This window comes from Streptomyces sp. NPDC016640, assembly GCF_043076215.1.
Lineage (GTDB): Bacteria > Actinomycetota > Actinomycetes > Streptomycetales > Streptomycetaceae > Streptomyces.
Genome location: NZ_JBIBRG010000048.1, coordinates 1 through 2030, shown reverse-complemented (window position 1 = coordinate 2030; position 2030 = coordinate 1). Strand labels below are relative to the sequence as shown.

Annotated in this window: 2 rRNA genes; both read right to left on the bottom strand. The window is 57.2% G+C overall.

The window, feature by feature from the left end:
- A 5S ribosomal RNA gene (gene rrf, locus ACF07S_RS33445) occupies positions 1–117 on the bottom strand.
- A gap of 87 nt (positions 118–204) precedes the next feature.
- Positions 205–2030: ribosomal RNA gene (locus tag ACF07S_RS33440) — 23S ribosomal RNA — on the bottom strand; the annotation flags it as partial.

Below are 2030 nucleotides of genomic sequence, written 5' to 3'. Positions count from 1 at the left end.
GTTCGGCGGCGTCCTACTCTCCCACAGGGTCCCCCCTGCAGTACCATCGGCGCTGTAAGGCTTAGCTTCCGGGTTCGGAATGTAACCGGGCGTTTCCCCTACGCTATGACCACCGAAACACTATGAAACTGCCAACCGCACCGTGCGTGACCACACACGGGGTTGTTCGTGGTTTCAGAACCAACACAGTGGACGCGAGCAACTGAGGACAAGCCCTCGGCCTATTAGTACCGGTCAACTCCACACGTTACCGTGCTTCCATATCCGGCCTATCAACCCAGTCGTCTACTGGGAGCCTTACCCTCTCATGGAGGTGGGAGTCCTCATCTCGAAGCAGGCTTCCCGCTTAGATGCTTTCAGCGGTTATCCCTCCCGAACGTAGCCAACCAGCCATGCCCTTGGCAGGACAACTGGCACACCAGAGGTTCGTCCGTCCCGGTCCTCTCGTACTAGGGACAGCCCTTCTCAAGACTCCTACGCGCACAGCGGATAGGGACCGAACTGTCTCACGACGTTCTAAACCCAGCTCGCGTACCGCTTTAATGGGCGAACAGCCCAACCCTTGGGACCGACTCCAGCCCCAGGATGCGACGAGCCGACATCGAGGTGCCAAACCATCCCGTCGATATGGACTCTTGGGGAAGATCAGCCTGTTATCCCCGGGGTACCTTTTATCCGTTGAGCGACGGCGCTTCCACAAGCCACCGCCGGATCACTAGTCCCGACTTTCGTCCCTGCTCGACCCGTCGGTCTCACAGTCAAGCTCCCTTGTGCACTTACACTCAACACCTGATTGCCAACCAGGCTGAGGGAACCTTTGGGCGCCTCCGTTACTCTTTAGGAGGCAACCGCCCCAGTTAAACTACCCATCAGACACTGTCCCTGATCCGGATCACGGACCCAGGTTAGACATCCAGCACGACCAGACTGGTATTTCAACGACGACTCCACCACCACTGGCGTGACGGCTTCACAGTCTCCCAGCTATCCTACACAAGCCGAACCGAACACCAATATCAAACTGTAGTAAAGGTCCCGGGGTCTTTCCGTCCTGCTGCGCGAAACGAGCATCTTTACTCGTAGTGCAATTTCACCGGGCCTATGGTTGAGACAGTCGAGAAGTCGTTACGCCATTCGTGCAGGTCGGAACTTACCCGACAAGGAATTTCGCTACCTTAGGATGGTTATAGTTACCACCGCCGTTTACTGGCGCTTAAGTTCTCAGCTTCGCCACCCCGAAGAGTGACTAACCGGTCCCCTTAACGTTCCAGCACCGGGCAGGCGTCAGTCCGTATACATCGCCTTACGGCTTCGCACGGACCTGTGTTTTTAGTAAACAGTCGCTTCTCGCTGGTCTCTGCGGCCACCCCCAGCTCGAACAGTAAATGCTCTCACCAGACGTGGCCCCCCTTCTCCCGAAGTTACGGGGGCATTTTGCCGAGTTCCTTAACCATAGTTCACCCGAACGCCTCGGTATTCTCTACCTGACCACCTGAGTCGGTTTAGGGTACGGGCCGCCATGAAACTCGCTAGAGGCTTTTCTCGACAGCATAGGATCATCCACTTCACCACAATCGGCTCGGCATCAGGTCTCAGCCTTCATGTACGGCGGATTTACCTGCCGCACGGCCTACACCCTTACCCCGGGACAACCACCGCCCGGGATGGACTACCTTCCTGCGTCACCCCATCACTCACCTACTAACCGCTTGGGCCGGCGGCTCCACCACTCCCCTCAACTCCGAAGAGATCAGGGCGGCTTCACGGCCTTAGCATCACGATGCTCGATGTTTGACGCTTCACAGCGGGTACCGGAATATCAACCGGTTATCCATCGACTACGCCTGTCGGCCTCGCCTTAGGTCCCGACTTACCCTGGGCAGATCAGCTTGACCCAGGAACCCTTAGTCAATCGGCGCAAACGTTTCTCACGTTTGTATCGCTACTCATGCCTGCATTCTCACTCGTGAACCGTCCACAACTCGCTTCCGCGGCTGCTTCACCCGGCACACGACGCTCCCCTACCCATC